The sequence below is a fragment of the Streptomyces katrae genome, assembly GCF_000966975.1.
GTDB lineage: Bacteria > Actinomycetota > Actinomycetes > Streptomycetales > Streptomycetaceae > Streptomyces > Streptomyces katrae.
In genome coordinates this window covers 1-4,985 of record NZ_JZWV01000847.1, presented here as the reverse complement: position 1 = coordinate 4,985, position 4,985 = coordinate 1, and the positions used below count along the sequence as shown (strand labels likewise).

Genomic DNA, 4,985 nt, shown 5'->3' with positions numbered 1-4,985 from the left:
GGGTGGAACCGTCCGGGTTCACGTCCGGGTCGGCGGTGGTGGGGGTGGGGGTGGTGGCGGCCGTGGCGGTGATGCGGAGGGCCGTCAGGAGGGGGGCTATCGCCGGTTCGTGGCGGAGGGCCGTCGCCGTGGTGTCCGTTTCCGCCGGGACGCCCGCCGCGATCAGGGCGCGGCGCATCGCCGGGAGGGTGCGGCCGCCCGAGCGGACCAGGACGGCCATGCCCTGCCAGGGGACGCCGTCCTCCAGGTGGGCGCGGCGGAGGATGTCGGCGATGTTGTCCAGTTCCGCCCCGGCGGTGGGGTACGTGAACACCTCCACCCGGCCGCCCTCACGGGTGGGGGTGAGGTCGCGGTGGGCGCGGACGGCGGCGGCCGGCAGGCGAGGGACCGGCATGCGGGTGGTCAGGAGGCGGGTGGCGGCCAGGAGGTTCGCGTCCGAGCGGCGGCCCGTGGTGAGGGCGCGGACCCGGGCGCCGGGGAAGGACGTCTCGAAGTCGAGGGTGTTGTTGATGTCGGCGCCGCGGAAGGCGTAGATCGACTGGTCCGGGTCGCCGAAGGCGACGAGCGTGCCCGCCGGGCCGTTCAGCGCGCGCAGCAGCCGCAGCTGGGAGGCGTCCGTGTCCTGGTACTCGTCCACGTAGATCACGTCGTAGGAGGAGGACAGGGACGGGGTCTCCTCCGCGAGGAGGACGGCGCGGTGGACGAGTTCGGCGTAGTCCAGGGAGCCCTGGAGGTCCAGGACGTCGAGGTACTCGGAGAGGAAGGCCGCCGCCGCCTTCCAGTCGGGGCGGCCGAGGGGCGGCCGATGCGGTCGGCGAAGGCGGCGAGGGCGGTCGGGCCGAGGCCCAGCTCGCGGGCGCGGGCCAGGACGGCGCGCACCTCGTCCGCGAAGCCGCGCGTGGTCAGCGCGGCCCGCAGGTCCTCGGGCCAGCGGATGGAGCGGAGCCGGCGCTGGCCGTCCAGGAGGGTGCGGACCATCACGTCCTGCTCCGGTCCGGACAGCAGGCGCAGCGGGTCCGCGAAGAGTTCGTGGTCCTGGTGGGCGCGGACCAGGCCGTAGCAGAAGGAGTGGAACGTGGTGGCCTGCGGGGCGCGGGCGCCGCCGAGCCTCAGGGCGGCGCGGTCGCGCAGCTCGACGGCCGCCTTCCGGCTGAAGGTGAGGATCAGGATGCGGGCGGGGTCCGTCCCGGCCTCGACGCGGGCGGCGGCCGCCTCGACGAGGGTGGTGGTCTTGCCGGTGCCCGGGCCGGCGAGGACGAGGAGCGGTCCGCCGGTGTGATCAACCACCGCCTGCTGGGCCGCGTCCAGAACAGGAGGGGCCACCTGCCGCGGGCCGGTGCGCACCAGGCGGTACGCGTCGGGCGTACGCGTACGCCGCTCCGAGCGGCCGGGAGAAGAGGTGATCACGTGGGGTGCCGGTCCTGGTGGGTCTGCGGGTGCTGTCAGCGGGGCGGACGGCGCGGGCGCCGGAGCCGAAGAGGCAACGCTACGGCAACCGGTGGGGCCGCCGCAGTCCGTCCCGGCGGGGCCGGACGTCGACCCGGGGGCCCCGCGGGCCGTCCCCCGTACGGGCCTTCGGGCGCCCGTCCGGATTCCGGATGGACGAAGCCCTCAGATGTGAGCCTCGTCGCCTCCGGCGTCCTCCCCGCCCCCGTCCCAGCGTGCCCGCCGCATCGCCAGCCGGGGCTCGCCGGAGGGGGTCTCGCGCAGCGGGGTGCCCTCGGTGCGGTAGTGCTCCAGGGCGCGCCGCTCGTGGCCGGGGAGGGGTACGCCGTCGGCGCGCACCACCCGCCACCAGGGCACGGCTCCTCCGTACAGGGCCATGACGCGCCCGACTTGGCGGGGTCCGCCCTCGCCGAGCCACTCGGCGACGTCGCCGTACGTCATCACCCGGCCGGGCGGAATCCGCTCGGCCACCTCCAGTACCCGCTCCGCGTACGCGGGCAGCTCTCCGCTCATTCCGCCCATGGTGCCGGACGCCGCGGGCAGCTCGCCGGAAGCTTCGGTTCCATACCGGCGCGCACCCTGATGCCCCGCGGGGGCGCCCGTCCGTGCCACCATCGTCCGGGCGGTGACTGGTGATACGTGATCAAGAAGAGACGGAAGTGACGGCGAAGGAGCGGGGTGTGAGCCCTCCGGACGGTGCGGGAACGGGCGGGGGCGCCCGCCCGGACAAGGACGCGCCCGACGGGGGTGCCGCACGCTCCGGAGAGCCCGCCGCGGACACCGGCGGCGACGCACGGACGGCCCCCGCGGGGGACGCGCGGACGACCCCGGCGGGGGACGCTCCGACGGCCCCGGCCGGGGACGCTCACGCGCAGCCGCGCCCGCACGACCCGCACCCCGACGACCCACCGGGCCACACCCCGACGGCGGCCGACCGCGTCGAGGTGGACGAGCCGCTGCTCGCCGCCCGGGTGCACCGCCCCTCCGACCTGGTACGCCTCCTCGTGGGCCTCCTCGGCATCGCCGTCGTCCTCGGCATCGCCGCCTTCGCGCACGGCACGACGGTGGGCCTGGAAGCCGACATCAGCAAGGGCACGGGCCAGGCACCCGACCTGCTGATCAAGGTCGCGGGGCTGGTGTCGAGCATCGCGGTGCTCCTCGTCCCCGTCGCCTTCGCCATCGAACGGCTGATCAAACGCGACGGGCTGCGCATCGCCGACGGCGTCCTCGCCGCCGTCCTGGCGCACGGCGTCACCCTCGCCACCGACCTGTGGGTCTCCCAGGGCGCCCCGGAGACCATCCAGGACGCCCTGACCCGCTCCGCCGGCGGCGGCGCCCTCACCGACCCGGTGCACGGCTACCTCGCGCCCGTGATCGCGTACATGACCGCCGTCGGGATGACACGGCGGCCGCGCTGGCGGGTCGCGCTGTGGGTGGTGCTGCTGCTGGACGCCTTCGCGATGCTGGTCGGCGGCTACACCACACCCTTCTCGATCATCCTGACCGTGCTCATCGGCTGGAGCGTGGCGTACGGGACCCTGTACGCGGTCGGCTCGCCGAACGTCCGCCCCACCGGGCAGCACCTGCTCGCCGGACTGCGCCGCGTCGGCTTCCAGCCGGTCAGCGCGATGCGCGCGGAGGCACCCGAGGGGGACACCACCGATACCGGGGACCGGGGCCGGCGCTACCACGTCACGCTGGAGGACGGACCGCCGCTGGACGTCACGGTCGTGGACCGCGAGCAGCAGGCGCAGGGGTTCTTCTACCGGGTGTGGCGGCGGCTGACCCTGCGCGGGATCACCACCCGGCGCAGCATCCAGTCGCTGCGGCAGGCCCTGGAGCAGGAGGCCCTCCTCGCGTACGCGGCGATCGCGGCCGGGGCGAACGCGCCGAAGCTGATCGCCACGTCCGAGCTGGGCCCGGACGCCGTGATGCTCGTCTACGAGCACCTCGGCGGGCGGACCCTCGACGCCCTCCCCGACGAGGAGATCACCGACGAGCTGATCCGCAACGCCTGGGAACAGGTACGGGCCCTGCAGTCGCGCCGGATCGCGCACCGCCGGCTCACGGGGGACGCGCTGGTGGTGGATCGTTCCGGCAAGGTCGTCCTGACCGACCTGCGGGGCGGCGAGATCGCGGCCGGTGACCTGGTGCTGCGGATGGACGTCGCGCAGCTGCTGACCACGCTCGGCCTGCGGGTCGGGGCGGAGCGGTCGGTGGCCTCGGCGGTGTCGGTACTGGGGCCGGACACGGTCGCGGACTGCCTGCCGCTGCTCCAGCCGATCGCGCTGAGCCGCTCCACGCGGGCGACGCTGCGCCGGCAGGCCCGGGAGCGGGCGGACCGGCAGCGGGAGGCCGTGCTGGAGTCCTCGCGGGCGGCGAAGGCGGCCCGTGAGGCGGCGGGCACGGCCGAGGCCTCCGGGACCTCGGCGGCGGCGGAGCGCAAGGCGGAGAAGAAGGCGCTGGACGACGCGCTGGAAGGGGCGCGGGAGGAGGACCTGCTGAGCCTGATCCGCAAGCAGGTGCTGCTGATCCGCCCGCAGGCGCCGGTGGAGCCGGCCCGGCTGGAGCGGATCCGGCCGCGGACGCTGGTGTCGTTCATCGCGGGCGCCTTCGGGGCGTACTTCCTGCTCACGCAGCTGGCGCACGTGGACTTCGCGACGATCGTCAGCCAGGCGCGGTGGGGCTGGGTGGGGGCCGCGCTGGCCTTCTCGGCGCTCACGTACGTGGCGGCGGCGATGAGCCTGCTGGGGTTCGTACCGGAGCGGGTGTCGTTCCTGCGGACGGTGATCGCGCAGGTGGCGGGGTCCTTCGTGAAGCTGGTCGCCCCGGCGGCGGTCGGCGGGGTCGCGCTGAACACGCGGTTCCTGCAGCGGGCGGGGGTGCGGCCGGGGCTGGCGGTGGCGAGCGTCGGTGCCTCGCAGCTGTTCGGGCTGGCGAGTCACATCCTGTTGCTGCTCGCGTTCGGCTATCTGACGGGGACGGAGAAGACCCCGGAGATGACCCCGTCGCGGACGGTCATCGCGGGTCTGCTGACGGTGGCGGTGCTGGTCCTGGTCGTCACGGCGGTGCCGTTCCTGCGGAAGTTCGTGGTGACGCGGGTCCGGGCGCTGTTCGCCGGTGTGGTGCCGCGCATGCTGGACGTGCTCCAGCGGCCGCAGAAGCTGACGACGGGCATCGGCGGGATGCTGCTGCTGACCGGCTGCTTCGTGATGTGCCTGGACGCCTCGATCCGTGCCTTCGGGGGCGGGGAGACGCTGAGCTACGCGAGCATCGCGGTGGTCTTCCTGGCGGGCAACGCGCTGGGCTCGGCCGCGCCCACGCCCGGCGGCATCGGGGCGGTGGAGACGACGCTGACGCTGGGGCTGATCGCGGCCGGGCTGGAGAAGGAGGTGGCGATCTCCGCGGTGCTGTTGTTCCGGTTGATGACGTTCTGGTTGCCGGTGCTGCCCGGGTGGGTGTCGTTCAACTTCTTGACGCGGAAGGAAGCCATCTAGCTCCGCGGGGTCGCCGGGTACCGCTGCGCGGAGCCGTCTCCC

Annotated in this window: 2 protein-coding genes and 1 pseudogene; 1 reads left to right on the top strand and 2 read right to left on the bottom strand. The window is 74.7% G+C overall.

Annotation, left to right across the window (positions count from 1 at the left end):
- Positions 1–1,407 (bottom strand): annotated as a pseudogene (locus tag VR44_RS48570) (ATP-dependent helicase); the annotation flags it as partial.
- Positions 1,408–1,611: 204 nt separating this feature from the next.
- The gene (locus VR44_RS27860; RefSeq protein WP_045950375.1) at positions 1,612–1,968 is read right to left on the bottom strand and encodes an MGMT family protein; all 357 of its coding nucleotides are present in this window, start codon (positions 1,966–1,968) and stop codon (positions 1,612–1,614) included.
- A 110-nt stretch (positions 1,969–2,078) separates the two neighbouring features.
- On the opposite strand from VR44_RS27860, the gene VR44_RS27855 reads away from it, so the two are divergent.
- The gene (locus tag VR44_RS27855; RefSeq protein WP_094191958.1) at positions 2,079–4,943 is read left to right on the top strand and encodes a lysylphosphatidylglycerol synthase transmembrane domain-containing protein; all 2,865 of its coding nucleotides are present in this window, start codon (positions 2,079–2,081) and stop codon (positions 4,941–4,943) included.
- The last annotated feature ends 42 nt before the right edge of the window (positions 4,944–4,985 follow it).

Coding starts and splice junctions, on each gene's coding strand:
- VR44_RS27860 (WP_045950375.1), bottom strand. CDS start 1,968: ATGGGCGGAATGAGCGGAGAGCTGCCCGCGTACGCGGAGCGGGTACTG.